We start from the raw sequence: 26,978 nt of genomic DNA, 5'->3' as shown, positions 1-26,978 counted from the left end.
CGTGCCCGGGCGCCGATGCTCATGCTCCGTGGGCTGTGGTCGACCAGGTCCCGCCGGGCCGACCAGGCGTCCTGCGGCTGGTCGCGCTCCTCGGACTCCTCGTCCGTGCCGTCCGTCCGGGCCTCGTCCGCCGGGGCGGAGTCGGCCGGCGGCTGGTCCGGGGCGGGGCCGCCGCCCGCGGGGGACTGCTGCTCGGGCGTGCTCACGAGCCGTCACCCCGCCTGCGGGCGCCGCCCGACCCCATGTTCACGTCGCCGGTGATCCGGTTGCCGGTGACGTTGTTCTGGTCACCGCTCACCGTGCCGCCGCCGATGGTGGCGGCACCGCCGAAGACCACGCCCGGCCCCAGGGCTTCCCGGTCCGGCGTCGGGCGGACCCCCGATCCGCCCGACGCCGCCCCCGCCCCCGTGTCACCGTGGTCCCGGTCCGCCGCGCCCGCCGGCAGCGGTCCGTGCAGCCAGGCGGGCAGCGGGCCGTTCTTGCTGTCCACCGTCACCGCGTGGAACTCCGCCTTGGGGATGCCGGTGTGGTCGTGCCGTACGACCCCGGCGTACAGGGCGTCCGAGACGCACAGCGCGAAGTCGTCGGCGCGTTCCCGCAGGGCGGCGCGCAGCAGCTGGGCGTCCAGCAGCCGGCAGGCGTCGTTCAGGTCGGAGCCGACCCAGCCGCCGCGCTCGTCGACGGAGACCCAGCCCGAGGCGACGACTCCGCGCAGCCGGATCTGCGCGGAGCTGGACGCCATCCGGTTGACCGCGCGCAGCTGCGCCGGCACCTCCGTGAGCACGGCTCGCAGCAGCTGGGTGACGGGCGCGCTCGCCTCGATCAGCTCCATCACCGAGTCCCCGCGGTCCGCCCGCAGCCGCAGCGTCTCGTCGATGCCGGCGCTCTCCAGCGTGCGGTCGGTGATGTCGTAGAGCATGCGCCGCAGATACGCCTGCTCCACGTCGTCCCGGTCGCTGAACCTCTCGATGTCCAGCAGCAGGATCGTGCGGCTCACGGGGTGGGGGGTCATGGTCGCCTCTCGCCGGGTTGCGGTGCCGGGCAGCAGCGTGGCGCTCGTGTGCGGGGAGCGGTGAGGGCGGATGACGCACTCGGAGTGTGACCGTGTGCACAGAAGGGCTCGTGGGGATGGGGATGCGCAGCGGGGGGCGGCTTACGGACGTACGCCTCCCGGGACCTCGCCTCGCGCCCCGCTCACGCCCCCGGCGGCGCCGGAATTCCGGGGGCGGCCCGGCCGGTGCCGGCGATGCGGCGCAGGATGTCCGGGCGGCGGATCAGCAGCGTGCGGCGCCCGGTGGCGACGGCGTCCTTGTCCCGCAGCTCCTTGAGGAGCCGCTGCACCATTTCCCGCGACGCGCCCACGGAGCCCGCCAGCTCCTGCTTGCTCAGCGGTACGGCGAGTTCGATGCCCTCCGTCGTGCGGCGGCCGTGGGTGCGGGCCAGGTCCAGGAGCAGAACGGCCAAGCGCTCCCGGACGTTCATCGAGGCGAACTCCAGCCGGCGCCGGTCGGCCGCGCGCGTGCGGTCCGCGGTGAGGCCGAGCAGGGCGAACGACACGGCGGGGGAGCGACTCAGGAAGGCCCGGAACCGCTCGTGCTCCACGGCCACCGCCCGCACCGCCTCCAGCGCGGTCACCGTCGCCGACCGCGGGCGCCCGGTGAGCGCCGCCGACTCGCCGACGATGTCGCCGGGGCCGCGCAGGGCCAGCAGGGCCTCGTAGCCGTTGGCCGCGGAGGCCGTGACCTTGGTCCAGCCGTGCACCAGGAACAGGACGTGCGAGGAGGGCTCGTGCTGGTGGATGAGCACCATGCGCGGTGCGAAGGCCAGCTCACGGCCGGACGCCAGCAGCGCCGAGCGGTCCTCTCCCTCCAGCCGGGCCAGAAAGGGCACCCGGTCGTCCAGACCTCCGTCGTCCAGACCCTCGCCGTCCCGAGAATGCACCGCCACCCTCGTCATCGTTCTCCCCCGGGCCTCATTCGTCCGTGCCTCGCGACGGACGGATCAACGTACTGAACGCGGACATCGACCCGTCCCGAAAGAGCACTATTCGGCCATCGACAGGAAATGATCTCCATCCGGCCGGGGAACCCAGCGGAACTGCGCGGTGACGCCGGGGCGCGGCGGCGCCGTGACGGCCGCGGTCCGCGCGGGCGTGCACCTCGTGGTAGGAGGCGAGGTGGGGAGTCCGGCGTGTCGGGAGCGCCTCCATTTGTTTTGACCGAAGTCCGTGAGGTAGGTACGCTCAGACCTTGTGCCTGGGGTGTGCCCTGGCTCTTGTGCGTGCCTACAAACCGCACAGCGAGCCGCGACCGGCCACCGTGATCTGCGCCCTCTTCGCCTTGCGGCGGGAGCCCGCCGGATTCGACACACCCGACCGCGTGGGTCGGCGACGTTCCAGGTTAGCTGTACCCATCGGCACACAGAAACCGGAGAAGTAGTGCCTACGATCCAGCAGCTGGTCCGTAAGGGCCGGCAGGACAAGGTCGAGAAGAACAAGACGCCCGCACTCGAGGGTTCCCCTCAGCGTCGTGGCGTCTGCACGCGTGTGTTCACGACCACCCCGAAGAAGCCGAACTCGGCCCTCCGCAAGGTCGCGCGTGTGCGTCTGACCAGCGGCATCGAGGTCACCGCTTACATTCCGGGTGAGGGACACAACCTGCAGGAGCACTCCATCGTGCTCGTGCGCGGCGGCCGTGTGAAGGACCTGCCGGGTGTTCGCTACAAGATCATCCGCGGTTCGCTCGACACCCAGGGTGTCAAGAACCGCAAGCAGGCTCGCAGCCGTTACGGCGCCAAGAAGGAGAAGTAAGAATGCCTCGTAAGGGCCCCGCCCCGAAGCGCCCGGTCATCATCGACCCGGTCTACGGTTCTCCTCTGGTGACCTCCCTGATCAACAAGGTGCTGCTGAACGGCAAGCGCTCCACCGCCGAGCGCATCGTCTACGGCGCCATGGAGGGCCTGCGCGAGAAGACCGGCAACGACCCGGTCATCACGCTGAAGCGCGCTCTTGAGAACATCAAGCCGACCCTTGAGGTCAAGTCCCGCCGTGTCGGTGGCGCCACCTACCAGGTGCCGGTCGAGGTCAAGCCCGGCCGCGCCAACACCCTGGCGCTGCGCTGGCTGGTCGGTTACTCCCGCGCCCGTCGCGAGAAGACCATGACCGAGCGTCTGCTCAACGAACTCCTCGACGCGTCCAACGGCCTCGGTGCCGCTGTGAAGAAGCGTGAGGACACGCACAAGATGGCCGAGTCCAACAAGGCCTTCGCGCACTACCGCTGGTAGTCGCTACCCACATCGAGACCGAGAGAAGACTGAAGCCTTATGGCTACCACTTCACTTGACCTGGCCAAGGTCCGCAACATCGGGATCATGGCCCACATCGACGCGGGCAAGACGACCACCACCGAGCGGATCCTGTTCTACACCGGTGTGTCGTACAAGATCGGTGAGGTCCACGACGGCGCTGCCACCATGGACTGGATGGAGCAGGAGCAGGAGCGTGGCATCACGATCACCTCTGCTGCCACCACCTGCCACTGGCCGCTGGAGAACGTCGACCACACGATCAACATCATCGACACCCCGGGTCACGTCGACTTCACCGTCGAGGTGGAGCGCTCCCTGCGCGTGCTCGACGGTGCCGTGACGGTGTTCGACGGCGTCGCCGGCGTTGAGCCCCAGTCCGAGACGGTGTGGCGTCAGGCGGACCGCTACGGCGTTCCGCGGATCTGCTTCGTCAACAAGCTCGACCGCACCGGTGCCGAGTTCCACCGCTGTGTCGACATGATCGTCGACCGCCTGGGTGCGCAGCCGATCGTCATGCAGCTCCCGATCGGTGCCGAGGCCGACTTCAAGGGCGTCGTGGACCTGGTCCGCATGAAGGCGCTCGTGTGGTCCGCCGAGGCCACCAAGGGTGAGATGTACGACGTCGTCGACATCCCCGACACCCACGTCGAGGCCGCCGAGGAGTGGCGCGGCAAGCTGGTCGAGGCCGTCGCCGAGAACGACGAAGAGATCATGGAGCTGTTCCTGGAGGGCGAGGAGCCCACCGAGGAGCAGCTGTACGCCGCGATCCGTCGTATCACGATTGCCTCCGGCAAGGGCACCGGCACCACCATCACCCCGGTGTTCTGCGGTACCGCGTTCAAGAACAAGGGCGTTCAGCCCCTGCTCGACGCGGTCGTGCGCTACCTGCCTTCCCCGGTCGACATCGAGGCCATCGAGGGCCACGACGTCAAGGACCCGGAGACGGTCGTCAAGCGCAAGCCGTCCGACGACGAGCCGCTGTCCGCGCTGGCGTTCAAGATCATGAGCGACCCGCACCTCGGCAAGCTCACCTTCGTCCGGGTGTACTCGGGCCGCCTGGAGTCCGGCTCTTCGGTGCTGAACTCCGTCAAGGGCAAGAAGGAGCGCATCGGCAAGATCTACCGCATGCACGCCAACAAGCGTGAGGAGATCGAGTCGGTGGGCGCCGGCGACATCGTCGCCGTCATGGGCCTGAAGCAGACCACCACCGGTGAGACGCTGGCCGACGACAAGAACCCGGTCATCCTGGAGTCCATGGACTTCCCGGCGCCGGTGATCCAGGTCGCCATCGAGCCCAAGTCGAAGGGCGACCAGGAGAAGCTGGGCGTCGCGATCCAGCGCCTGGCCGAGGAGGACCCGTCCTTCCAGGTCCACTCGGACGAGGAGACCGGCCAGACCATCATCGGTGGTATGGGCGAGCTGCACCTTGAGGTGCTGGTCGACCGTATGCGCCGTGAGTTCAAGGTCGAGGCCAACGTCGGCAAGCCGCAGGTGGCCTACCGCGAGACGATCCGCAAGGCCGTCGAGCGCGTCGACTTCACCCACAAGAAGCAGACCGGTGGTACCGGTCAGTTCGCGAAGGTGCAGATCGGCATCGAGCCGCTCGAGGGTGGCGACACCTCGTACGAGTTCGTGAACAAGGTGACCGGTGGCCGTATCCCGAAGGAGTACATCCCTTCGGTCGACGCCGGTGCTCAGGAGGCCATGCAGTTCGGCATCCTCGCGGGCTACGAGATGACCGGCGTCCGCGTCATCCTGCACGATGGTGCGTACCACGAGGTCGACTCCTCCGAGCTCGCCTTCAAGATCGCCGGCTCGCAGGCCTTCAAGGAGGCCGCGCGCAAGGCTTCGCCCGTGCTCCTTGAGCCGATGATGGCCGTCGAGGTCACCACGCCCGAGGACTACATGGGTGAGGTCATCGGCGACATCAACTCCCGCCGTGGTCAGATCCAGGCCATGGAGGAGCGGGCTGGTGCCCGCGTCGTGAAGGGCCTCGTGCCCCTGTCGGAGATGTTCGGCTACGTCGGCGACCTCCGCAGCAAGACGTCGGGTCGCGCAAGCTACTCGATGCAGTTCGACTCCTACGCCGAGGTTCCGCGGAACGTCGCCGAGGAGATCATCGCGAAGGCCAAGGGCGAGTAACGCACCGCGTTCCCACGCTTTAGGCTTGACTCCGGAGCCTCACGGGGCAAACAGCCGCAAACACGGATGTTTGCCCCGGGTTCCGGGACTTAACAGCAAAGATCACCTGGCGCCGATGAAGTAAGGCGTACAGAACCACTCCACAGGAGGACCCCAGTGGCGAAGGCGAAGTTCGAGCGGACTAAGCCGCACGTCAACATCGGCACCATCGGTCACATCGACCACGGTAAGACGACCCTCACGGCCGCCATTACCAAGGTGCTGCACGACGCGTACCCGGACCTGAACGAGGCCACCGCGTTCGACAACATCGACAAGGCGCCCGAGGAGCGTCAGCGCGGTATCACCATCTCCATTGCGCACGTCGAGTACCAGACCGAGGCGCGTCACTACGCCCACGTCGACTGCCCGGGTCACGCGGACTACATCAAGAACATGATCACCGGTGCCGCGCAGATGGACGGCGCGATCCTGGTGGTCGCCGCCACCGACGGCCCGATGCCGCAGACCAAGGAGCACGTGCTCCTGGCCCGCCAGGTCGGCGTTCCGTACATCGTCGTCGCCCTGAACAAGGCCGACATGGTGGACGACGAGGAGATCCTGGAGCTCGTCGAGCTCGAGGTCCGTGAGCTGCTCTCCGAGTACGAGTTCCCGGGCGACGACGTTCCGGTCGTCAAGGTCTCCGCGCTCAAGGCTCTTGAGGGCGACTCGGAGTGGACCCAGTCCGTCCTCGACCTGATGAAGGCCGTCGACGAGGCGATCCCGCAGCCCGAGCGTGACGTCGACAAGCCGTTCCTCATGCCGATCGAGGACGTCTTCACGATCACCGGTCGCGGTACGGTCGTCACCGGCCGTATCGAGCGTGGTGTCCTGAAGGTCAACGAGACCGTCGACATCATCGGCATCAAGACCGAGAAGACCACCACCACGGTCACCGGCATCGAGATGTTCCGCAAGCTGCTCGACGAGGGCCAGGCCGGTGAGAACGTCGGTCTGCTGCTCCGCGGCATCAAGCGCGAGGACGTCGAGCGCGGCCAGGTCATCATCAAGCCGGGCTCGGTCACCCCGCACACCGAGTTCGAGGCGCAGGCCTACATCCTGTCCAAGGACGAGGGTGGCCGCCACACGCCGTTCTTCAACAACTACCGTCCGCAGTTCTACTTCCGTACGACGGACGTGACCGGCGTGGTGACCCTCCCCGAGGGCACCGAGATGGTCATGCCGGGTGACAACACCGAGATGAAGGTGGAGCTCATCCAGCCCGTCGCCATGGAAGAGGGCCTGAAGTTCGCCATCCGTGAGGGTGGCCGCACGGTGGGCGCCGGCCAGGTCACCAAGATCAACAAGTAAGTTCCGCTTGCTTGAGGGTCACCTGACCTGAGGTCTCCGACCTACGAGAGGCCCGTACGACTCCGGTCGTACGGGCCTCTTCGGTTTGTCCGGGGGTGGTTCACTGCATGGGGAGGCTACTGCCCGCCCCTGACACCAGGCCCTCGGCGCACGGGCTCGAAACTATTCGGCGCGCACGACCCGTTCCCCCCGGCACCACCTCACCCCAGTATTTGTCATGCCGCTGAGCAAATAGGGAACGCTGGGGAGCTGGAGGGGTGCTGTATGTCGTCTGGGCAGGTCAGCCGGAGGACGGTCCTGGGCGGGACGGTGCTGGGCGCCGGGCTGGCCGCGGTGTCGGGGCCGGTGTCGGGGGCCGCGTCCGCCGCCGGCGGGGGGCCGCGGGTGACGGACCCGGGGACGTACATCTCGTTCACCGGTGGGGTGTTCTCCCTGGTCGGCGCGCCCGTGGTGGTGAGCCCGGAGGATCACCCCGGAGTCGTACGGGTCGCGGGTGACCTCCGGGACGACCTCGCGCGGGTGACGGGCGTCCGCCCCGGCACCACGATCGGCCGTTTCCCCGTCCTGCTCGGCACGATCGGCCGCAGCCCGCTGATCGACGGCCTGGTCCGGTCCGGGAAGCTCGACGTCACGGGCGTGCGCGGCAGGTGGGAGACCTCGCTGCAGACGGTCGTGGACCGGCCGCTGCCCGGTGTGGAGCGGGCGTTCGTCATCGCGGGCAGCGATCCCCGGGGCACGATCTTCGGAGCGTACGACGTCTCGTACGGCATCGGCGTCTCGCCCTGGCACTGGTGGGACGACGTACCGCCGACGCGGCGCCGCGCGGTGTGGGTGAAGGCCGGCCGCTTCACCCAGGGGACCCCGGCGGTGAAGTACCGGGGCATCTTCCTCAACGACGAGAACCCGGCGCTCGGGACCTGGGCGCCGGCGTACTTCGGCCCCGGAAAGGCACCGGGCCACCCCGGCGGCTTCAACGCCGACTTCTACGCCAAGGTCTTCGAGGTGCTGCTGCGCCTGAAGGGCAACTACCTGTGGCCGGCGGTCTGGGGCCGGGCGTTCGCGGAGGACGATCCGGAGAACCACCAGCGGGCGGCCGAGTACGGCATTGTCATGGGCACGTCTCACGAGGCGCCGATGATGCGGGGCATCGAGGAGTGGAACCGGCACGCGGGCTCCGGGACGGACCCCTACGGGGGCACGGGCGAATGGTCGTACCGCCGCAACGCCGACGCTGTCCGCGCGTACTGGCGCGCCGGCATCCAGCGCATGACCGACCAGGGCTTCGAGGGCGTCGTGACCCTCGGCATGCGCGGCAACGGCGACACCGGCCTCCCCGACGGCGACGGCATCGAACTGATGGAGCAGATCATCGCCGACCAGCGCCGCATCATCGAGGAGGTGACGGGGCGGCCGGCTGCCGAGACCCCGCAGGTCTGGACGTTGTACAAGGAGGTGCAGCGCTACTGGGACCGCGGCCTGCGCGCACCCGACGACGTCACGGTGGTCCTCACGGACGACAACTGGGGCAACATCCGCAAACACCCGGACGGTGTCCGCGAGGGCGGCTACGGCCTCTACTACCACTTCGACTACGTCGGCGCGGGCCGCAACTACAAGTGGGTCGACACGGCCAACCTGCGCAACGTCTGGGACCAGCTCCACCAGGCACACGCCTACGGCAACCACGGCCTGTGGGTGGCCAACGTCGGCGACCTGAAGGGGAACGAGGTGCCGGCGGAGTTCTTCCTCACCTACGCCTGGAACCCCGACGCCTGGCCCCTGGAGCGCCTCGGCGCATGGGAGGAGCGCTACGCCCGCCAGAACTTCGGCGAGGCACAGGCGGCGGAGATCGCGTCACTGCTGGCGTCGTACGGCCGCCTCCAGGCCCGCCGTAAACCGGAGTTGCTGAACCGCCGGATCACCCGCTCCGGCGACCAGGTGGTCTACGACGACCGGCAGACCCCGTACTACTTCGCACACCGCGAACTGGAACGGGTCACCGGTGAGTGGCGCGAACTGGGCCGCCGCGCGGAACGCGTCGAACGCAGACTGCCGGCGGAGTTGCGGGACACGTGGTTCGAACTGGCCGGCTACGCGGTCACGGCGACAGCGAACCTCTACGCCCTGCGGGAGGCGGAGTTCACGAACCTGCTGTACGCCCAGCAGGGCCGGGCGGCGACGAACGACCGCGCGGCCCGCGCGGAAGCGGCCCTGGCGAGGGACTTCTCTTTGGCCGACCGTTTCGACTCCCGGGTGGCCGACGGTAAATGGCAGGGCTTCCAGACCCAGCCGCACATCGACTACGGCGACGTCGACCGCTACGGCCCCAACGCGGGCTGGCAGCAGCCGGAGAAGGACAACGTGGCCCTGCCGGACGTGCTGTTCCCCGCGGTACGGCGCATAGAGGTGCCGGAGGCGGCGGAGCTGGGCGTGTCGGTGGACGGGGCGGAGGATGCGGGGGAGTGGTGGCCGGGGGGCGCGTCGGGCGAGGCCGTCCTGCCGCCGTTCAGCCCCTACCAGACCCGGCCCCAGCAGTACGTGGAGATCTTCAACCGGGGCCGTACGTCCTTCCCCTACGAGGTCTCGGTCTCGGCGCCCTGGCTCCGGGTGGGCCGCCCCCGAGGCCGGGTGGAGCAGCAGGTCCGGCTGGAGGTGGAGGTGGACTGGTCGAAGGCTCCTTCCGGCCGCGCGGAGGCGACGCTGACCGTGCGCGGGGCCGGGACGTCGGTGCCGGTGCGCTGTGTGGCGGAGCGCCCGTCGGGTGTGAAGGTGCGGGGCTTCGTGGAGGCCGGGGGTTATGTGGCGATCGACGCCGAGCACTACGACCGGGCGGTGGGGGAGTGGCGGCGGCTGGACGGCATCGGCCGTACGGGGGCGGGCATGACCCCCTGGCCGGTGACCCGTCCGAGTGTGTCTCCGGGGGGTTCCTCCCCACGCCTGGAGTACGAGGTGACCCTGCTGTCCGCCCCCGGCGAGGTGACGGTCTGGGCCCACCTCTCCCCACGCAACCCGTCCCTCCCCGGGGTCACGGGCCTGCGCTACGGGATCTCCCTCGACGACGGCCCGATCCGCACGGTCGACATCACGGCCGGCGCGGACGACGGCGCGCTGAACACGGTGTGGGCCCGCAACACCTCCGACAACGTCAACCGCACGGCGACCCGCCACTCCGTGGCGTCACCCGGCGTCCACCGGCTGAAGTTCTGGATGGTGGACCCGACGGTGGTGGTGCAGCGACTGCTGATCGACACGGGCGGGTTGCCGGAGCTGTATCTGGGGCCGGGGGAGAGCCGGAGGGTGTAGCAGGCGGAGGTGCTGAGGTCGACGGTGCTCCATCGGTATCCCAGCGGACGTTGGCCGAGCTGCCGTGAGCTGCCCGGCGGGCGGCTCAGAATCCCAGACAGGTGATCTGGACGATGTAGACCCGCTCGCTGCGTACGACCATCTGGTACGTGAACATGCCGCCCGGGACGATGACATCACCACCTTTCCGGTCGGCCCCTTGATAGTCCGGGCCGTGGATGTAGAGCGCTTCGGCGGCTCTGACGAGTTCGTCCGCCTTCTGCGCCACACTGGCGAGAAAGGCGGCGGGAGCGGTGCGGGCGGCTTCCTCCGCGCCGAATGCGTACTCTCACTTCCAGCTCACGTCCGGACTGCCTTCATGGCTACCTCGAGAACGGCGCTCAGCTCCTTCAGGGCTGCTTGCGCGACGACGGGGTCCTCGTGTTCGAGGTTGTCCCGCGCGCGGGCATAGCGGAAGGACAGGTCGGGGCGACGGGCGATCTCGATGTCTCGGGCCCAGGTCAGGACCCAGCTCTGCACAGGGCTGAGGGACTGCCATTCGACAGCCTTGGCGAAGGCATCGTCCTTCGTGGCCTGCATCTCCTGCAGGCGGGCCGGAGCCACGACGGCGAGGGCCGCGCGCAGGGCGTCAGGTGTCTGAGCGGGACGAGGGATCAGCTCGTGTCCGTGGTCGGCCTGAGTACTCATGTCGTCCTCCAGGGGGTGCCCCGGCCAGGGTATTGGGACCCACTGGTGGAGTCGGGGCGTCAGCGCGGCGGATTCCATCAGGCAGCTTCTGGGAGATCGGTTCGGCAGTCGCGGCAGTGGCCGGGGTGTGGCGCGCGGAACGCGCGGTCGCAGTTGTCGCAGGTCTGGAGGGGGTGCCGGACGGCCGGGGGCGGTTCGGGCGCGCGGTACGGCGGTAGGGGCGGGAGCTTGGCCGCCAGGCGGTGGGCCAGGAGGGCGGCCGGGCGGATCAGGGGTTCCGGTGGCAGGTCACTGGTGAGGGCCTGGCGTACGGCGGCGGGGGTGAGGTCCCGCTCCAGCCAGGCCGCGACACCGGGCGCGAGGTGCTCGGCCTCAGTGGCGGACAGGAGCAGGCGGGGGTCGGTGCGGCGGAGGCCGGCGAGGACGTCGGTGGCCGCCCGGAGGAGGACGGGAGAGGGGTACGCGGGCTTCGGTACGGCGGGGAGGGCGGTGCGGCGTGCGGGCTTCTGCACGCGGCGGGCGTGTGGCGCTTCGGACGCCTCGTCCCCGCGTCCCGGCTGGTTGCAGGAGATCGTGCGGGTGACGATCCGGCCGCCGGGGACGCGTGCGCGTTCGCGGCGCAGGTAGCCCTCGGCCTCCAGTTCCCGCAGGGCGGCGGCGATGCGGGTCGCGCCCTCGGGGAAGCGCGCGGCGAGGGACTTGATGTCGACGCGGGCGCCGGGCGGCAGCGACTGGATGTGGCAGGCCAGACCGATGGCGAGGAGGGAAAGGTTCGCGTGCTGGGTGAGGTGGTTGCCGATCACCGTGAAACGGGCTGTGTGGCGGGTGTGCTCGTGGACGAGTCCGCCGTGGGGGCCCCGGTTCGGGTGCTTGTTGCCCGCAAAGCGGGACTGGGCGTGCGGGGGCACGCTAGGGTGCTGGCTATCCATCGGGAAGCTGATCTCTTCCTTGGTGGTCAGGCCCTCGCACTGGGATCGCTACTCCCGGCGAGGGCCGACGTATGTCTGCGGTTGTGTCGCGCTGAGCGTAGGACAGACAACCAGCCCCAAATCCAACCAAGTTGGCGATGTTCACCCTCACGGGTGAGTGTGCGCCGTGGGCGGGAGGGGTGGGGCTTGGCGGGGTTCTTTCACCCTGGTGTTCCTTGGGAAAGACCGCCCGCCGCACCGGAGCACGGGCAGCCGGGTTCCGGTGTCGGGACGGTGATCTCGGCCCATACGGTCTTGCGGGGAGTCCGGCCCGGCGAGACGCCCCAGCGGTCGGCGAGGGCCGCCACGAGCACGAGTCCGCGACCTGATCCGGCCTCATCGGGCGGGCATGTGAGTCGGGGTAGGCGGTCACCCCGCGTGTCGGTCACCTCGATGCGGAGTGTGTCGCCGACGACGTAGAGCGTGAGCCGGAAGCTCCTTCCGGGCACCCTGCCATGCGTCGCGGCGTTGGCCGCCAGCTCGGCCACGATGTGCTCCGCCGCGTCCAACGGGAGTCCCCAGGCGCGGAGTTGCTCTGTGGCGAGCAGCCGGGCCAGGCGGGCGCCGCGACGCGTGGGGGACAGGAGCGCCGTGAAGTGGGGGACGGTGGTTTCTTGAATCACGTCACTCAGCGTGGCCGAGCTTGCTTCCATGGGTGAGTGGCAATGCCTGCACGTACAGTGACTGTCTTTGCTTTGTCTCGGCTGTCTCGGCTGTCTCAGGCGTTGTACCGGGTACGAGTGCGCGCCGGAGGAGGAGCCATGGGCGAGGGTGTGGACGAGGCGGGTTGGGACGTCGAGCCGGGCGACGAGATCGAGCCGGTGGTACAGGCGGTGGGGCGCCTGCTCAAGGTGTGCCGGGAGGCGGCCGGGATGAGCGTGGCCGAGCTGGCGGAGGCCCTGGGCTACGGCGAGGACATGATCCGCAAGATCGAGCGCGGGGTACGGATTCCCCGGCCGGAGCTGCTGGACAGGGCGGACCAGATCCTGAAGGCGCAAGGGCATCTGCGGGCTTTCATGGAGGACATGCGGAAGGCTCGGTATCCGAAGAAGGTGCGTGAGCTGGCGGAGCTGGAAAGCCGGGCGGTGGAGATGCTGCTCTACGGCAGCCATAACATCCATGGCCTGTTGCAGACGGAGGAGTACGCACGAGCGCTGCTTCGTACCTGGCGCCCCGCCTACTCGCTGGACAAGCTGGAGAGCATGGTGGCCGGTCGCATGGCTCGGAAGTCCGTTTTCGAGCGGTCCCCTGCTCCGGAGTTCAGCTTCGTCCAGGAAGAGGTGACGTTGCGGCGCCCGGTCGGGGACACAATGGTGTTGCGCCGACAACTCGAACACATGCTGGAGGTAGCCCAGTTGCCGTTCGTGGAGTTCCAGGTGATGCCGACCGCCCGCGCGAACCACCCTGGAACGGGGGGCCGGATTCAGGTGCTGAAGTTCGCGGACGGCACGGGGATGGGCCGTACCGACGGTGACTTCTCGGGTCGTCCGGTCTCACACCCGAGGCAGCTCCGCGTGCTCGATCTGCGCTATGGCATCATCCGGGCTCAGGCGCTCACGCCAGAGGAGTCTCTGGTCTTCATCGAGCAAGCGCTGGGAGAACTATGAGCACTGTCGAACTCCACTGGTTCAAGAGCAGCTACAGCGACAGCAGTAACGGCAACGACTGCATCGAAGTCGCCCCCACCCCCACCACCATCCACATCCGCGACTCCAAGCACGCCGACGGCGCCCGGCTCGCCGTCGCCCCCGCCACCTGGACCGCCTTCGTCACGTACGCCTCACGGAACGCCTGAGTATGCGACCGGCCCCCCGGCCGGCGTAGGAAGGGCGCCGAGGCTTCGGCTCAACTCCCTTGTGTCACTTGACAGTTTGTTAGTGTGAAGTGACTACGCCAGAGTTGCAGACGGGGGTTGGCACCATGGCAGGAAGTAGCGGCGAACACGCTGTGGGGATGCGGCTGAACCATGTGCCGGACGAGCCGGGCGGTGGTGGACCGGACCTCGCATCGTCTCCCGCCCAGACGAAGGCCGCAGCGGACACCCTCCACGACAGCATCGAGAAGGAGACCAAAACGGCGGGGGCCTGGGCGGACCACGAGACGGGCGCCGCGGTGAAGGCGTTCGACGCGAAGGACGGGTACGGCTGGCTCACCTCCGGTGCCGTGAGCAAGGCGCACAAGGCATGGGGCGAACAGATCCAGGGATTCCTGCACCGGCTGTCGGAGGACGAAGCAGCCCTCCGGAACAACAACACAGTGATGGCAGGGACGGATTTCGGAGTGCGCGCCGGAGTGCGCAAGGTGTCGGTGTTCGACACGTACTCGACGCCACCGGAGCACTGACGGACAACAGAGCCCGCTCGCACGCCACTGAATCCAACGGGGACCCATGCCGACGTACCACGAGATCCTTACGACCGACCTTTCCACGCTCACCACCGCCGCCGATCGCTGGGACGGTATGGCGGACAAGCTCCACACGCAGGAGGGTGCATACCGGCGTGACGTGCATGGCATCACCCTGCGCCCGACGTGGGTGGGCCAGAGCCAGCAAGCCGCAAACAGCCGCTTCGGCATCAGGATCAAGGAATACCAGGACGCCCAGACGGAGGCGAAGGCGGTCGCCTCGCTTCTGCGTGACGCACATACCCAGTTCGCGGAGCTGCGCAAGAAGCTTGAGTCGGCGCGCGACGACGCGATAGCCCAGGGCATGAAGGTGTCGGACCAGGGCGTGGTCTCGTACGACACTGGAAAGCTCACCCAGGGGGACCGCCAGGCGCTGGCTCACGACCCCGACTACCAGGAGAGCGTCCGCAAGGCCGTCGCCTCCTGGCAGGCGCGCATCGACCAGTGCGTCAAGGCCGTGGACGACGCCGACAAGGGTGTCGAGATCGCCTTCAAGGCCGTCGTGATCGACTCCGACCCCCTCGACGGCACGTTGAACGGCTTCAACGGCAAGGCGCAGGGCGACATCGAGAAGTACGAGGCGGACGAGGCCAAGGACATCGCGGGGCGCGTGAAGGCCGGCGAGGCGAGCGCGAGCGACTACAAGGAACTGCAGCGGCTGTTCCACGACAACTCCGGCGACACGGCGTTCAGCCAGACCCTGCTGGACGACCTGGGCGCCAAGGGAACGCTGGAGCTCTCCAACAGCCTCGACAGCCTCGCCCACTACGGCGACAAGAAGCACGGCGACCAGTACCTCGACATCCAGAAGGGCCTGGCCACCACGCTGGCGACGGCGACACGGGACCCGCACTCCTCCTTCTACAAGGACTTCCGGGCGGACCTGCGCAAGAACGGCATCGAGAAGTTCGAGGTCGACGGCCTGAACTCCATCCCGGGCGAGAACGTCCGGGGCTACCAGAGCCTGGTCACGCTCATGCAGCAGGGCCACGGCTACAACGGACAGTTCCTGAAGGACACCGCGGACGACATCCGGCAGGCGGAGGTGTCGTACCTGGGCAAGGGCCACCTGGAGTCCGTCTGGGGCCTGCGGGACAAGTACAGCGGCGAGGACCGGGGCTGGTTCGCCAACGACCCGCTCGACGGCGTGCTCGGCATCATGTCCCAGGACCCGAAGGTCAGCTCCGAGTACCTGGACCCGGCCCACAACGACAACCTGGAGTACCTGCTCCACGGGCGGGACTGGGACACGGTCGTGGACCACTTCGCGACCCCGCCCGGCGGCACCACGACCGGCATGCCCGTCATGGCGGAGGACGGCGACGTCCGCAAGGGCTTCGGCGCGGCCCTGGAGGCGGCCACCACCGGCCAGGAACCGGGCGGCTACCACGCCGTCGCTCCGCACACCGAGGAGCAGGCCCGCATCCTGCAGCACACGATCAACACGCTGTACACCGACAAGCACGCCCAGGAGCTGCCGAAGGGCCTCGTCACGCCGCTGGCGCACGTCCTGACGTCGTACACGCCCGACACGCACGAGACCTACGCGGAGTCGTCGTCGAAGTACGACATCGACTGGGACAGCGCGGGCTCCGTCTGGAGCGACAAGGACGGCGCGCACATGGCCGTGGGGCACCAGCGTCTGGCCGCCGTCATGCGGGGCGTCGCCAACGACCCGGAGGCGTTCGGACACCTCTACGGGGCCGAGCAGCAGTACGCGCACCACGTCCTGGAGGGCATCCCCGCGGACGCCGGCGACAAGACGATCCGCGACCGGATCGTGGAGTCCTCCCGGGCCATGGGCGCCTACGACGGCATCCGGTCGGACATCATCTACGACGAGCGGTTCAAGAAGACGCAGTGGGCCGCCGACTTCAACCACGGGATCGGCACCTCCCTCGGCACCGCGCTGCTCTTCAACCCGGTCAAGGATCTCAGCCCCGTCGGAGACCTCACCAGCAAGGCCATCGACGTGTGGGCGTACGAGTCGAACAAGGAGCACACGGCCGAGGCCAACCTCGAAGCCACCGAGCAGAACGCCAAGACCTACGACGCCGGCCAGCACGACGTCGAGAAGCTGGTGCGAGCCTGGGCGGACAGCCGCGGCCACGCCATCGACAGCGACTGGACGAAGTACTACGTCCACGCGGGCCAGAACGACTACGAGCACGGCCGTGACCGCACGCTCAGCACGCTGCGCGCCGACCGCTGACATGGCACGGAACGGTCACCCGACAGGATGAACGCGATGCAGAAGAAGTCCGGTCTCCGAGGCATCCACGCGGGCTGGTACGCGGTGGTGTGCGTGCTGGTCCTGGGCCTCGTGGCGCTGGTCCTGTACGGATCCGGTGCGTACGACTCGTGGCGCGACGGCCGCTCGCTGGACCAGGCCTGCGACGGCGCGCTGGCACAGGACGGGCTGACCTCGGCGCTGGGCTCCTCGCACCTGAAGGCGGAGGACGGCGACGACGGGTCCCTGGCCGGGTGCTTCGTCAAGACGTCCCCCGGGACGGGACGCGCCGTGCGGGTCACCTTGCGCTGGAGTACCGACGGGGCCCCCTCGGGCAGCCTGGTCTGGTACAACGCGGACACCCTCGGGGTGCGGGAGCAGGCGGCACCGCTGGGCAACGGCTGGTCCGGTGTCGTCAGGTACGACGGCACCTGGCAGATCATGGTCGCGCTCGACTGCGCGAACCAGAAGAACAAGGCGCTGGTCGCCTACGGTGACCTCTACGGCGCTTCGAGCGGGACCGCGCTGACCGGCCTGGGGCGGGTGACCACCGAGACCGCCAAGAAGGCGGCTGCACAGCACGGGTGCCAGGTCAAGGCCGGCAAGCGGCTCACCCGTGTGTCCACGGCCCGCCTCGGCGAGCCCGGCACGGCGAAGCCGCTGGGGCAGGCGCAAGGATCGTGCGTCGCGCTGCGTGATGTGCCGGGGGCGCAGAGTGGGACACCCGAGATCATGGAGTACCCGGCCGACCCGGACGCTCCGCAGACCAACTGCTACCTGGCCACGAGTGCGAAGAAGCCCGGATACGGCCTGTACGCGTACTACGGCGCCGCCGCCAAGGACTTCGAGTCGGTCGGGTTCGGTCACCCGGGCGGCGACTACGTCCTGGCGACCGCGCCGTGCCCCCGGTCCACCCACGAGGCGGCGTTCGCCCTCTACCGCCTCTACGACCGGGACACCGGCAACTACCCCGTACCGCACTACTCGGACTCGTTCGCCCGGTCCGCACTGAAGGCATTCGCCGAGCACGAGGCCGAGCAGCGCGGTTGCGGCGAGGTACGGATCATGTCCGCGCCGTGACGGCAGGACCCGCGTTTGACCTACGTCACTCCCGGGGTATTCTCTCCGGCTCGATTGGCGGAGCCCCCGCCCCATATGGCAGACTGTCGGAGTTGCTCGGTCGAGTGTTGATGTTGCGCGCCTCCCGCCGGGAGGACCGGAAGCGAGTCCCACAGTACTCGTCGCCCTAACTGCCTTCGGGCAGCGCTGGGGCGGACGTACGGGAATCTTCCGGGAAGCGTGGACGCGGCACCGACCAGGCGCCCGGTGAACCTCTTTCCCACGACAAGGGATGTTCGAACAAGGGACATCTGTGTCAGCGGAAGCGCGACACGCCCGACCGCGTGGGTCGGACGCACAGTGCGTGGAGGACCGGGTTCCAGAGCGTGAAGAGACAAAGGACTACTGAGTAGCCATGGCGGGACAGAAGATCCGCATCCGGCTCAAGGCCTACGACCACGAGGTCATCGACTCCTCGGCGAAGAAGATCGTCGAGACGGTGACCCGCACTGGTGCGTCGGTCGCGGGCCCGGTGCCGCTGCCCACTGAGAAGAACGTGTACTGCGTCATCAAGTCGCCGCACAAGTACAAGGACTCGCGCGAGCACTTCGAGATGCGCACGCACAAGCGCCTGATCGACATTCTCGACCCGACCCCCAAGACCGTTGACTCTCTGATGCGACTCGACCTCCCGGCCGGTGTCGACATCGAGATCAAGCTCTGAGGCTGGTGGGCTGAGAATGGCTAAGCAGATCAAGGGCATCCTGGGCGAGAAGCTCGGCATGACGCAGGTGTGGGACGAGAACAACCGTGTTGTTCCGGTCACCGTCGTCAAGGCCGGCCCCAACGTCGTGACCCAGGTTCGTACCAACGACGTCGACGGCTACGAGTCGGTCCAGATCGCCTTCGGCGAGATCGACCCGCGCAAGGTGAACAAGCCCCTCAAGGGCCACTTCGCCAAGGCCGACGTCACCCCCCGTCGCCACCTCGTCGAGATCCGCACCGCGGACGCCTCCGAGTACACGCTGGGCCAGGAGATCACCGCTGAGGTGTTCGAGGCCGGCGTGAAGGTCGACGTCACCGGCAAGAGCAAGGGCAAGGGCTTCGCCGGTGTCATGAAGCGCCACAACTTCCGTGGCCTCGGCGCCGGGCACGGCACCCAGCGCAAGCACCGCTCTCCCGGTTCCATCGGTGGCTGCGCCACCCCGGGCCGTGTGTTCAAGGGCCTCCGCATGGCGGGTCGCATGGGCAACGAGCGGGTCACCACCCAGAACCTGACCGTCCACGCCGTTGACGCGGAGAAGGGTCTGCTGCTCATCAAGGGCGCGGTTCCCGGTCCGAACGGCGGCCTCGTCCTGGTCCGCACCGCGGCCAAGGGGGCCTGAGGTAACCGATGAGCACTGTTGACATCCTTTCGCCGGCGGGCGACAAGGCCGGTTCCGTCGAGCTCCCCGCGGAGATCTTCGACGCCAAGGTCAGCGTTCCGCTGATCCACCAGGTCGTCGTCGCGCAGCTGGCCGCTGCCCGCCAGGGCACGCACAAGACCAAGACCCGTGGCGAGGTCCGTGGTGGTGGCAAGAAGCCTTACCGCCAGAAGGGCACCGGTCGTGCGCGTCAGGGCTCGACCCGCGCGCCGCAGTTCGCCGGTGGTGGCGTCGTGCACGGTCCCGTGCCGCGTGACTACTCGCAGCGCACCCCCAAGAAGATGAAGGCCGCCGCCCTGCGCGGTGCCCTCTCCGACCGGGCGCGTCACAACCGCATCCACGTCGTCTCCGGCGTGGTCGAGGGTGCGAACCCGTCCACCAAGGCCGCGAAGAGCCTGTTCGGCAAGATCAGCGAGCGCAAGAACCTGCTCCTGGTCGTCGAGCGCGCCGACGAGGCCGCGTGGCTGTCCGCCCGCAACCTGCCCCAGGTCCACATCCTGGAGCCGGGCCAGCTGAACACGTACGACGTTCTCGTCTCGGACGACGTGGTCTTCACCCAGGCCGCTTTCGAGTCCTTCGTGTCTGGCCCCAAGGCCGCTGACACCGAAGGGAGCGAGGCCTGATGGCTACGCGTCACCCGAGCATTGCCTCGAAGGCCGCCAAGGCCGCCAAGGCCGCGCGCGTCGCCAAGGCGAAGCGCCACGCCACCGAGGGCAAGAACACCGTCGAGACCCCGCTGAGCAAGTCGTACACGGACCCCCGTGACGTCCTGCTGAAGCCGGTCGTCTCCGAGAAGAGCTACGCGCTCCTCGACGAGAACAAGTACACGTTCATCGTCGACCCGAACGCCAACAAGACCCAGATCAAGCAGGCCGTCCAGGCGGTCTTCGACGTCAAGGTCACCGGGGTCAACACGATCAACCGCCAGGGCAAGCGCAAGCGCACGAAGACCGGCTTCGGTCAGCGTGCCGGCAGCAAGCGCGCGATCGTGACCCTCGCCGAGGGCGACCGTATCGACATCTTCGGCGGTCCGACCGCCTAAGGGCGGTCCGGATCGTCCGATATCGGACGAGGACTGAGAAATGGGAATCCGCAAGTACAAGCCGACTACGCCGGGCCGTCGTGGCGCCAGCGTCGCCGACTTCGTCGAGGTCACGCGGTCCACGCCGGAGAAGTCGCTGGTCCGCCCCCTGCACAGCAAGGGCGGCCGTAACAACGCCGGTCGTGTGACCGTTCGCCACCAGGGTGGCGGACACAAGCGCGCCTACCGCGTGATCGACTTCCGTCGTCACGACAAGGACGGCGTGCCGGCGAAGGTCGCGCACATCGAGTACGACCCCAACCGCACCGCGCGCATCGCGCTGCTGCACTACGCCGACGGCGAGAAGCGCTACATCCTCGCCCCGCGCAACCTGCAGCAGGGTGACCGCGTCGAGAACGGTCCCGGGGCCGACATCAAGCCGGGCAACAACCTGGCCCTCCGCAACATCCCGGTCGGTACCACGATCCACGCGATCGAGCTCCGTCCCGGTGGCGGTGCCAAGTTCGCCCGCTCCGCCGGTGCCTCCGTGCAGCTGCTCGCGAAGGAGGGCGCCTACGCCCACCTGCGCATGCCGTCCGGCGAGATCCGCCTGGTCGACGTCCGCTGCCGCGCCACCATCGGCGAGGTCGGCAACGCCGAGCAGAGCAACATCAACTGGGGTAAGGCCGGCCGTAAGCGGTGGCTGGGCGTCCGCCCGACCGTCCGTGGTGTCGTGATGAACCCGGTTGACCACCCGCACGGTGGTGGTGAGGGCCGGACCTCCGGTGGTCGCCACCCTGTGTCCCCGTGGGGCAAGAAGGAAGGCCGTACTCGTTCGCCCAAGAAGGCGTCGAACAAGTACATCGTCCGCCGCCGCAAGACGAACAAGAAGCGCTAAGGACGGGTTGAGATGCCTCGTAGCTTGAAGAAGGGGCCCTTCGTCGACGACCACCTGATCAAGAAGGTGGACACGCAGAACGAAGCCGGCACCAAGAACGTCATCAAGACCTGGTCCCGTCGCTCGATGATCGTCCCGGCCATGCTCGGCCACACGATCGCGGTGCACAACGGCAAGACCCACATCCCGGTGTTCGTCACCGAGTCGATGGTCGGCCACAAGCTCGGCGAGTTCTCGCCGACCCGCACCTTCCGGGGCCACGTCAAGGAAGACCGGAAGTCGAAGCGCCGCTAGTAGCGGATCGCATTCAGACACGTAAGTAACTGAAGGGACAACCATGGAAGCCAGGGCCCAGGCGCGGTACATCCGCGTCACGCCCATGAAGGCCCGCCGCGTGGTGGACCTCATCCGTGGCATGGACGCCACGGAGGCCCAGGCTGTTCTGCGATTCGCTCCGCAGGCAGCCTCCGTGCCGGTCGGCAAGGTGCTCGACAGCGCCATTGCCAACGCCGCGCACAACTACGACCACACCGACGCCGACAGCCTCTACATCTCCGAGGCCTACGTCGACGAGGGCCCGACCCTGAAGCGGTTCCGTCCGCGCGCCCAGGGCCGTGCCTACCGGATCCGCAAGCGGACCAGCCACATCACCGTGGTCGTCAGCAGCAAGGAAGGAACCCGGTAATGGGCCAGAAGGTTAACCCGCATGGGTTCCGGCTCGGTGTCACCACGGACTTCAAGTCCCGGTGGTACGCCGACAAGCTGTACAAGGACTACGTCAAGGAAGACGTCGCCATCCGTCGGATGATGACGTCCGGCATGGAGCGCGCCGGTATCTCGAAGGTTGAGATCGAGCGCACCCGTGACCGCGTGCGGGTGGACATCCACACCGCTCGTCCGGGCATCGTCATCGGCCGCCGTGGCGCCGAGGCCGACCGCATCCGCGGCGACCTCGAGAAGCTCACGGGCAAGCAGGTCCAGCTGAACATCCTCGAGGTCAAGAACCCCGAGACCGACGCTCAGCTGGTTGCCCAGGCCGTTGCCGAGCAGCTCTCCTCCCGCGTCTCCTTCCGTCGGGCCATGCGCAAGAGCATGCAGTCCGCCATGAAGGCCGGCGCCAAGGGCATCAAGATCCAGTGCGGTGGCCGCCTCGGTGGCGCCGAGATGTCCCGCTCGGAGTTCTACCGCGAGGGCCGTGTGCCCCTGCACACGCTCCGCGCGAACGTGGACTACGGCTTCTTCGAGGCCAAGACGACCTTCGGCCGCATCGGTGTGAAGGTCTGGATCTACAAGGGCGACGTCAAGAACATCGCCGAGGTCCGCGCCGAGAACGCTGCCGCCCGTGCGGGTAACCGCCCGGCCCGCGGTGGCGCCGACCGCCCGGCCCGTGGTGGCCGTGGTGGCGAGCGGCGTGGTCGCAAGCCGCAGCAGGCTGCCGGCGCCGAGGCCCCCAAGGCCGAGGCCCCCGCCGCTCCGGCTGAGAGCACCGGAACGGAGGCCTGACCGACATGCTGATCCCCCGTAGGGTCAAGCACCGCAAGCAGCACCACCCGAAGCGCAACGGTATGTCCAAGGGTGGCACGCAGGTTGCGTTCGGCGAGTACGGCATCCAGGCGCTCACCCCGGCGTATGTGACGAACCGTCAGATCGAGGCCGCTCGTATCGCCATGACGCGTCACATCAAGCGTGGTGGCAAGGTCTGGATCAACATCTACCCGGACCGTCCCCTCACCAAGAAGCCTGCCGAGACCCGCATGGGTTCCGGTAAGGGTTCGCCGGAGTGGTGGATCGCCAACGTCAAGCCCGGACGCGTGATGTTCGAGCTGTCGTACCCCAACGAGAAGATTGCGCGTGAGGCCCTCACTCGTGCGGCCCACAAGCTGCCGATGAAGTGCCGGATCGTCAAGCGCGAGGCAGGTGAAGCGTGATGTCGGCCGGTACCAAGGCGTCCGAGCTGCGCGAGCTGGGCAACGAGGAGCTTCTGGCGAAGCTCCGCGAGGCCAAGGAAGAGCTGTTCAACCTCCGCTTCCAGGCGGCGACGGGTCAGCTCGAGAACCACGGCCGTCTGAAGGCGGTCCGCAAGGACATCGCGCGGATCTACACCCTGATGCGCGAGCGTGAGCTGGGCATCGAAACGGTGGAGAACGCCTGATGAGCGAGAAGAACGTGACTGAGAACGCAGAGGCCCGCGGCTTCCGCAAGACCCGTGAGGGTCTGGTCGTCAGCGACAAGATGGACAAGACCGTCGTCGTCGCTGTCGAGGACCGCGTCAAGCACGCGCTGTACGGCAAGGTCATCCGCCGTACCAACAAGCTCAAGGCGCACGACGAGCAGAACGCTGCGGGCGTCGGCGACCGCGTCCTCCTCATGGAGACCCGGCCGCTGTCCGCGACGAAGCGCTGGCGCGTCGTCGAGATCCTCGAGAAGGCCAAGTAATTCCTGCGGGCAAACCCGCAGGACAGTTCCGCCAGGCTCCGCAGGGGTCCTCGTACTGAGGCCCCTGCGGGGAACCGGCAGACAAACAGGAGATAGACGTGATCCAGCAGGAGTCGCGACTGCGCGTCGCCGACAACACTGGTGCGAAGGAGATCCTTTGCATCCGTGTGCTCGGTGGCTCCGGTCGCCGCTACGCGGGCATCGGTGACGTCATCGTCGCCACCGTCAAGGACGCGATCCCCGGTGGCAACGTGAAGAAGGGTGACGTCGTCAAGGCGGTCATCGTTCGCACCGTCAAGGAGCGCCGCCGTCCGGACGGCTCGTACATCCGCTTCGACGAGAACGCCGCCGTCATTCTGAAGAACGACGGCGACCCTCGCGGCACCCGCATCTTCGGCCCGGTCGGCCGTGAGCTGCGCGAGAAGAAGTTCATGAAGATCATCTCGCTCGCGCCGGAGGTGCTGTAAGCATGAAGATCAAGAAGGGCGACCTGGTCCAGGTCATCACCGGCAAGGACAAGGGCAAGCAGGGCAAGGTCATTGCCGCTTACCCGCGCGAGGAGCGCGTCCTGGTCGAGGGTGTCAACCGGGTCAAGAAGCACACCAAGGCCGGCCCGACCGCCAGCGGTTCCCAGGCCGGCGGCATCGTGACCACCGAGGCCCCCATCCACGTGTCCAACGTTCAGCTGGTCGTGGAGAAGGACGGTCAGAAGGTCGTCACGCGTGTCGGTTACCGCTTCGACGACGAAGGCAACAAGATCCGCGTTGCCAAGCGGACGGGTGAGGACATCTGATGGCTACCACCACCACTCCGCGTCTGAAGCAGAAGTACCGCGAGGAGATCGCGGGCAAGCTGCGTGACGAGTTCAAGTACGAGAACGTCATGCAGATCCCCGGCCTCGTCAAGATCGTGGTCAACATGGGTGTGGGCGACGCCGCCCGCGACTCCAAGCTGATCGAGGGCGCCATCCGCGACCTCACCACGATCACCGGTCAGAAGCCGGCCGTCACCAAGGCCCGCAAGTCCATCGCGCAGTTCAAGCTGCGTGAGGGCCAGCCGATCGGTGCCCACGTCACGCTCCGTGGCGACCGCATGTGGGAGTTCCTGGACCGCACCCTGTCGCTCGCGCTGCCGCGCATCCGCGACTTCCGCGGCCTGTCCCCCAAGCAGTTCGACGGCCGTGGCAACTACACCTTCGGTCTCACGGAGCAGGTCATGTTCCACGAGATCGACCAGGACAAGATCGACCGCGTCCGGGGTATGGACATCACCGTGGTGACCACGGCGACCAACGACGCTGAGGGCCGCGCGCTCCTTCGTCACCTCGGCTTCCCGTTCAAGGAGGCGTGAGCGAGATGGCGAAGAAGGCTCTGATCGCTAAGGCTGCTCGCAAGCCCAAGTTCGGTGTGCGTGGCTACACGCGCTGCCAGCGCTGCGGCCGTCCGCACTCCGTGTACCGCAAGTTCGGCCTCTGCCGCGTGTGCCTTCGTGAGATGGCTCACCGTGGCGAGCTGCCGGGCGTGACCAAGAGCTCCTGGTAATCCCCCTGATCGGGGATTCCGGAAGCTCTCGGTAAGCATCTGGGTCGGCAGAGGCCCTTCTCCGCATGCCGTAGGCTTGCGGGGTTGGGCGTCTGCCGCGCCCGTACGACTTACTACGCCGTAGGTCCACCGCGCCGCACCCGTCCCGTCTCGGATCGGGGAGAGGGATGGCGCACCAGGAAACCCCGGCGAGAGAGGCCGAAGGCCAATTCATGACCATGACTGATCCGATCGCAGACATGCTTACGCGTCTGCGGAACGCGAACTCGGCATACCACGACTCCGTGACGATGCCGGCATCGAAGATCAAGTCGCACATCGCGGAGATCCTCCAGCAGGAGGGCTTCATCACGGGCTGGAAGATCGAGGACGCCGAGGTCGGCAAGAACCTCGTTCTCGAGCTGAAGTTCGGCCCGAACCGTGAGCGCTCCATCGCGGGCATCAAGCGGATCTCCAAGCCCGGTCTCCGGGTGTACGCGAAGTCCACCAACCTGCCGAAGGTGCTCGGCGGCCTCGGCGTGGCGATCATCTCCACGTCGCACGGGCTCCTCACCGACAAGCAGGCCGGCAAGAAGGGCGTGGGTGGGGAAGTCCTCGCCTACGTCTGGTAACGGAAGGGAACGGAGGAAACAGCTATGTCGCGTATTGGCAAGCTCCCCATCACGGTTCCCGCCGGCGTGGACGTCACCATCGACGGCCGTACGGTCTCGGTCAAGGGCCCCAAGGGCACGCTGACCCACACCGTTGTCGCGCCGATCGACATCGTCAAGGGCGAGGACGGCACCCTTCAGGTGACCCGCCCGAACGACGAGCGTCAGAACAAGGCCCTGCACGGCCTGTCCCGCACGCTGGTGGCGAACATGATCACCGGCGTGACCCAGGGTTACGTGAAGAAGCTCGAGATCAGCGGTGTCGGTTACCGCGTGACGGCCAAGGGCTCGAACCTCGAGTTCGCGCTCGGCTACAGCCACCCGATCGTCGTCGAGGCGCCCGAGGGCATCACCTTCAAGGTGGAGACCCCGACCCGCTTCCAGGTCGAGGGCATCGACAAGCAGAAGGTCGGCGAGGTTGCGGCCAACATCCGCAAGCTGCGCAAGCCCGACCCGTACAAGGCCAAGGGCGTCAAGTACGAGGGCGAAGTCATCCGCCGCAAGGTCGGAAAGGCGGGTAAGTAAGCCATGGCATACGGGCAGAAGATCCTCAAGGGCGACGCCTACAAGCGCGCCGCGATCAAGCGCCGTCACATCCGGATCCGCAAGCGGATCTCCGGTACGGCGGAGCGTCCCCGTCTGGTCGTGACCCGCTCCAACCGCCACATCGTGGCGCAGGTGATCGACGACCTCAAGGGCCACACCCTGGCGTCCGCGTCCACCCTGGACGCGTCCGTGCGCGGTGGCGAGGGCGACAAGTCCGCGCAGGCCAAGCAGGTCGGCGCCCTGGTCGCCGAGCGTGCCAAGGCCGCCGGCGTCGAGGCTGTCGTGTTCGACCGTGGTGGCAACCAGTACGCCGGGCGCATCGCCGCCCTGGCGGACGCCGCCCGCGAAGCCGGGCTCAAGTTCTGAGCCTGCCGTAGCTAGCGGAAAAAGAGAGAGGTAATTCCAATGGCTGGACCCCAGCGCCGCGGTGGCGGTGCCGGTGGCGGCGAGCGGCGGGACCGGAAGGGCCGTGACGGCGGCGCTGCTGCCGCCGAGAAGACCGCGTACGTCGAGCGCGTCGTCGCGATCAACCGTGTCGCCAAGGTTGTGAAGGGTGGTCGTCGCTTCAGCTTCACCGCGCTGGTCGTGGTGGGCGACGGTGACGGCACCGTGGGTGTCGGTTACGGCAAGGCCAAGGAGGTGCCGGCCGCCATCGCCAAGGGCGTTGAGGAGGCCAAGAAGCACTTCTTCAAGGTCCCCCGTATCCAGGGCACCATCCCGCACCCGATCCAGGGTGAGAAGGCTGCCGGCGTCGTGCTGCTCAAGCCCGCGTCCCCGGGTACCGGTGTTATCGCCGGTGGTCCGGTGCGCGCCGTGCTCGAGTGCGCCGGTATCCACGACGTGCTGTCGAAGTCGCTCGGCTCCGACAACGCGATCAACATCGTGCACGCGACCGTGGAGGCCCTGAAGGGCCTGCAGCGTCCCGAGGAGATCGCGGCTCGCCGTGGTCTGCCCCTGGAGGACGTCGCTCCCGCGGCTCTGCTGCGTGCGCGTGCCGGGGCGGGTGCGTAA

The 26,978-nt window shown here is 68.0% G+C and carries 36 protein-coding genes; 29 read left to right on the top strand and 7 right to left on the bottom strand.

The features are described 5' to 3' along the window. The 3 genes from ABZ937_RS01275 to ABZ937_RS01265 form a co-directional block, all read right to left on the bottom strand. Positions 1-206, bottom strand: a 206-nt coding sequence (locus tag ABZ937_RS01275; RefSeq protein WP_361684360.1) for a hypothetical protein, incomplete at its 3' end; no start/stop codon positions are given. Then, the gene (locus ABZ937_RS01270; protein ID WP_361684358.1) at positions 203-1,012 is read right to left on the bottom strand and encodes a hypothetical protein; all 810 of its coding nucleotides are present in this window, start codon (positions 1,010-1,012) and stop codon (positions 203-205) included. The genes ABZ937_RS01275 and ABZ937_RS01270, both read right to left, overlap by 4 nt. 182 nt (positions 1,013-1,194) lie before the next feature. Then, positions 1,195-1,956: a Crp/Fnr family transcriptional regulator gene (locus ABZ937_RS01265; protein ID WP_361684356.1), complete on the bottom strand. Its 762-nt coding sequence runs from the start codon at positions 1,954-1,956 to the stop codon at positions 1,195-1,197. A 481-nt stretch (positions 1,957-2,437) separates the two neighbouring features. Here ABZ937_RS01265 and rpsL point away from each other — a divergent pair, with 481 nt between their 5' ends. The 5 genes from rpsL (at position 2,438) to ABZ937_RS01240 (ending at position 10,101) form a co-directional block, all read left to right on the top strand. Then, positions 2,438-2,809 carry a 30S ribosomal protein S12 gene (gene rpsL / locus ABZ937_RS01260; RefSeq protein WP_003948652.1) on the top strand — a complete coding sequence of 124 codons (372 nt, stop codon included), beginning with the start codon at positions 2,438-2,440 and terminating at the stop codon, positions 2,807-2,809. A gap of 2 nt (positions 2,810-2,811) precedes the next feature. Further along, complete coding sequence (gene rpsG / locus ABZ937_RS01255) at positions 2,812-3,282, top strand: 30S ribosomal protein S7 (protein WP_003998848.1); 471 nt, start codon at positions 2,812-2,814, stop codon at positions 3,280-3,282. Positions 3,283-3,321: 39 nt separating this feature from the next. Then, entirely contained in the window at positions 3,322-5,448 is a 2,127-nt protein-coding gene (gene fusA, locus ABZ937_RS01250; protein WP_361684354.1) for an elongation factor G, read from the top strand. Between the two features lie 156 nt (positions 5,449-5,604). Beyond that, positions 5,605-6,798 (top strand): elongation factor Tu, encoded by a 1,194-nt coding sequence (gene tuf, locus ABZ937_RS01245; RefSeq protein ID WP_361684352.1) that lies wholly within the window; start codon positions 5,605-5,607, stop codon positions 6,796-6,798. A 264-nt stretch (positions 6,799-7,062) separates the two neighbouring features. Continuing rightward, positions 7,063-10,101 (top strand): glycosyl hydrolase 115 family protein, encoded by a 3,039-nt coding sequence (locus tag ABZ937_RS01240; protein WP_361684350.1) that lies wholly within the window; start codon positions 7,063-7,065, stop codon positions 10,099-10,101. An 85-nt stretch (positions 10,102-10,186) separates the two neighbouring features. On the opposite strand, the gene ABZ937_RS01235 is transcribed toward ABZ937_RS01240, so the two are convergent. The 4 genes from ABZ937_RS01235 to ABZ937_RS01220 form a co-directional block, all read right to left on the bottom strand. After that, the gene (locus ABZ937_RS01235) at positions 10,187-10,369 is read right to left on the bottom strand and encodes a hypothetical protein (RefSeq protein ID WP_361684348.1); all 183 of its coding nucleotides are present in this window, start codon (positions 10,367-10,369) and stop codon (positions 10,187-10,189) included. A gap of 71 nt (positions 10,370-10,440) precedes the next feature. Further along, positions 10,441-10,788: a hypothetical protein gene (locus tag ABZ937_RS01230; protein WP_361684346.1), complete on the bottom strand. Its 348-nt coding sequence runs from the start codon at positions 10,786-10,788 to the stop codon at positions 10,441-10,443. Positions 10,789-10,865: 77 nt separating this feature from the next. Then, positions 10,866-11,717, bottom strand: a complete 852-nt coding sequence (locus ABZ937_RS01225) for a helix-turn-helix domain-containing protein (RefSeq protein WP_361684344.1) — start codon at positions 11,715-11,717, stop codon at positions 10,866-10,868. 200 nt (positions 11,718-11,917) lie between these two features. Beyond that, positions 11,918-12,379 carry an ATP-binding protein gene (locus ABZ937_RS01220; protein ID WP_361684342.1) on the bottom strand — a complete coding sequence of 154 codons (462 nt, stop codon included), beginning with the start codon at positions 12,377-12,379 and terminating at the stop codon, positions 11,918-11,920. 138 nt (positions 12,380-12,517) lie between these two features. Here ABZ937_RS01220 and ABZ937_RS01215 point away from each other — a divergent pair, with 138 nt between their 5' ends. From ABZ937_RS01215 to rpsE, 24 genes are all read left to right on the top strand, one after another. Continuing rightward, a complete protein-coding gene (locus ABZ937_RS01215) occupies positions 12,518-13,363 on the top strand; it encodes a helix-turn-helix transcriptional regulator (RefSeq protein WP_361684340.1) in 846 nt (281 codons plus the stop codon). Further along, on the top strand, positions 13,360-13,551 hold the full coding sequence (locus ABZ937_RS01210) for a DUF397 domain-containing protein (protein ID WP_361684338.1): 192 nt from the start codon (positions 13,360-13,362) through the stop codon (positions 13,549-13,551). The genes ABZ937_RS01215 and ABZ937_RS01210 overlap by 4 nt, the downstream gene beginning before the upstream one ends. A 158-nt stretch (positions 13,552-13,709) precedes the next feature. Next, positions 13,710-14,099: a hypothetical protein gene (locus ABZ937_RS01205; protein ID WP_361684336.1), complete on the top strand. Its 390-nt coding sequence runs from the start codon at positions 13,710-13,712 to the stop codon at positions 14,097-14,099. Between the two features lie 46 nt (positions 14,100-14,145). After that, positions 14,146-16,374 carry a hypothetical protein gene (locus ABZ937_RS01200; protein WP_361684334.1) on the top strand — a complete coding sequence of 743 codons (2,229 nt, stop codon included), beginning with the start codon at positions 14,146-14,148 and terminating at the stop codon, positions 16,372-16,374. Positions 16,375-16,410: 36 nt separating this feature from the next. Beyond that, positions 16,411-17,472, top strand: coding sequence for a hypothetical protein (locus tag ABZ937_RS01195; protein ID WP_361684332.1), 1,062 nt, complete (start codon positions 16,411-16,413; stop codon positions 17,470-17,472). Positions 17,473-17,866: 394 nt separating this feature from the next. Continuing rightward, entirely contained in the window at positions 17,867-18,175 is a 309-nt protein-coding gene (gene rpsJ / locus ABZ937_RS01190) for a 30S ribosomal protein S10 (RefSeq protein ID WP_003948644.1), read from the top strand. 16 nt (positions 18,176-18,191) lie between these two features. Further along, complete coding sequence (gene rplC, locus ABZ937_RS01185) at positions 18,192-18,836, top strand: 50S ribosomal protein L3 (RefSeq protein ID WP_014674369.1); 645 nt, start codon at positions 18,192-18,194, stop codon at positions 18,834-18,836. Positions 18,837-18,844: 8 nt separating this feature from the next. Continuing rightward, on the top strand, positions 18,845-19,498 hold the full coding sequence (rplD, locus tag ABZ937_RS01180; RefSeq protein ID WP_361684330.1) for a 50S ribosomal protein L4: 654 nt from the start codon (positions 18,845-18,847) through the stop codon (positions 19,496-19,498). Continuing rightward, entirely contained in the window at positions 19,498-19,917 is a 420-nt protein-coding gene (gene rplW, locus ABZ937_RS01175; RefSeq protein ID WP_143627892.1) for a 50S ribosomal protein L23, read from the top strand. The genes rplD and rplW overlap by 1 nt, the downstream gene beginning before the upstream one ends. Positions 19,918-19,957: 40 nt before the next feature. Further along, the gene (gene rplB, locus ABZ937_RS01170; protein WP_020941674.1) at positions 19,958-20,794 is read left to right on the top strand and encodes a 50S ribosomal protein L2; all 837 of its coding nucleotides are present in this window, start codon (positions 19,958-19,960) and stop codon (positions 20,792-20,794) included. Positions 20,795-20,806: 12 nt separating this feature from the next. Beyond that, a complete protein-coding gene (gene rpsS / locus ABZ937_RS01165) occupies positions 20,807-21,088 on the top strand; it encodes a 30S ribosomal protein S19 (protein ID WP_073753479.1) in 282 nt (93 codons plus the stop codon). Positions 21,089-21,131: 43 nt separating this feature from the next. After that, a complete protein-coding gene (rplV, locus tag ABZ937_RS01160; RefSeq protein WP_019329637.1) occupies positions 21,132-21,479 on the top strand; it encodes a 50S ribosomal protein L22 in 348 nt (115 codons plus the stop codon). Continuing rightward, positions 21,479-22,297 carry a 30S ribosomal protein S3 gene (rpsC, locus tag ABZ937_RS01155; protein ID WP_055706471.1) on the top strand — a complete coding sequence of 273 codons (819 nt, stop codon included), beginning with the start codon at positions 21,479-21,481 and terminating at the stop codon, positions 22,295-22,297. The genes rplV and rpsC overlap by 1 nt, the downstream gene beginning before the upstream one ends. Before the next feature lie 5 nt (positions 22,298-22,302). Next, complete coding sequence (gene rplP, locus ABZ937_RS01150) at positions 22,303-22,722, top strand: 50S ribosomal protein L16 (protein ID WP_009190136.1); 420 nt, start codon at positions 22,303-22,305, stop codon at positions 22,720-22,722. Continuing rightward, a complete protein-coding gene (rpmC, locus tag ABZ937_RS01145; protein WP_007494763.1) occupies positions 22,722-22,946 on the top strand; it encodes a 50S ribosomal protein L29 in 225 nt (74 codons plus the stop codon). Before rplP ends, rpmC begins: the two co-directional genes overlap by 1 nt. Next, a complete protein-coding gene (rpsQ, locus tag ABZ937_RS01140) occupies positions 22,946-23,230 on the top strand; it encodes a 30S ribosomal protein S17 (RefSeq protein WP_018543912.1) in 285 nt (94 codons plus the stop codon). The genes rpmC and rpsQ overlap by 1 nt, the downstream gene beginning before the upstream one ends. A 98-nt stretch (positions 23,231-23,328) precedes the next feature. Beyond that, entirely contained in the window at positions 23,329-23,697 is a 369-nt protein-coding gene (rplN, locus tag ABZ937_RS01135) for a 50S ribosomal protein L14 (protein ID WP_003998823.1), read from the top strand. A 2-nt stretch (positions 23,698-23,699) separates the two neighbouring features. Further along, positions 23,700-24,023, top strand: coding sequence for a 50S ribosomal protein L24 (gene rplX / locus ABZ937_RS01130; protein WP_086726220.1), 324 nt, complete (start codon positions 23,700-23,702; stop codon positions 24,021-24,023). Further along, positions 24,023-24,580: a 50S ribosomal protein L5 gene (gene rplE / locus ABZ937_RS01125; RefSeq protein WP_016434630.1), complete on the top strand. Its 558-nt coding sequence runs from the start codon at positions 24,023-24,025 to the stop codon at positions 24,578-24,580. Before rplX ends, rplE begins: the two co-directional genes overlap by 1 nt. Before the next feature lie 5 nt (positions 24,581-24,585). Continuing rightward, the gene (locus ABZ937_RS01120; protein ID WP_003948630.1) at positions 24,586-24,771 is read left to right on the top strand and encodes a type Z 30S ribosomal protein S14; all 186 of its coding nucleotides are present in this window, start codon (positions 24,586-24,588) and stop codon (positions 24,769-24,771) included. 212 nt (positions 24,772-24,983) lie between these two features. Continuing rightward, complete coding sequence (gene rpsH / locus ABZ937_RS01115; protein ID WP_007494756.1) at positions 24,984-25,382, top strand: 30S ribosomal protein S8; 399 nt, start codon at positions 24,984-24,986, stop codon at positions 25,380-25,382. A gap of 24 nt (positions 25,383-25,406) precedes the next feature. Further along, positions 25,407-25,946, top strand: coding sequence for a 50S ribosomal protein L6 (rplF, locus tag ABZ937_RS01110; RefSeq protein WP_361684326.1), 540 nt, complete (start codon positions 25,407-25,409; stop codon positions 25,944-25,946). A 3-nt stretch (positions 25,947-25,949) separates the two neighbouring features. Further along, positions 25,950-26,333: a 50S ribosomal protein L18 gene (gene rplR / locus ABZ937_RS01105; protein ID WP_100827758.1), complete on the top strand. Its 384-nt coding sequence runs from the start codon at positions 25,950-25,952 to the stop codon at positions 26,331-26,333. 39 nt (positions 26,334-26,372) lie between these two features. After that, a complete protein-coding gene (rpsE, locus tag ABZ937_RS01100; protein ID WP_009190144.1) occupies positions 26,373-26,978 on the top strand; it encodes a 30S ribosomal protein S5 in 606 nt (201 codons plus the stop codon).

Origin of the sequence: Streptomyces sp. NPDC046727 (genome assembly GCF_040645635.1) — a bacterium.
Lineage (GTDB): Bacteria > Actinomycetota > Actinomycetes > Streptomycetales > Streptomycetaceae > Streptomyces.
This window is presented reverse-complemented; position numbering and strand designations above follow the sequence as displayed.